1 pseudogene is annotated in these 284 nt (G+C 65.5%); it reads right to left on the bottom strand.

Annotated features, from left to right (window positions below):
• Positions 1–284, bottom strand: a pseudogene (locus tag SB751_RS29670) (autotransporter outer membrane beta-barrel domain-containing protein); the annotation flags it as partial.

The raw sequence follows: 284 nt of genomic DNA, 5'->3' as shown, positions 1-284 counted from the left end.
ATGCCGGGGCGCCGGGCGAGGTCGAGGCCTCGGTATGCACCGTGGCGCCATCCTGGACAAGCAGTTCCCCGGTGCCGTCGAAACCAACGTAGATGTTGTTGAACGGGTTCCAGGCCGATGCGCGGCCCGATACCGTAACGTGTCCTTCGCCGCCGGTGTTCCAGCCGATCATCCCCTGGCCGCTGCGCACGGCGCCGCCATTGTCGATTTGCAGCGTGCCCTTGCCGCTGTCGCCAATCAGGAAGGCGTAGGTCGTGTCGAGATTCCAGGTCGATTTCGGCCCG

The organism is Cupriavidus sp. SIMBA_020 (assembly GCF_046535395.1).
Lineage (GTDB): Bacteria > Pseudomonadota > Gammaproteobacteria > Burkholderiales > Burkholderiaceae > Cupriavidus > Cupriavidus campinensis.
This window is presented reverse-complemented; position numbering and strand designations above follow the sequence as displayed.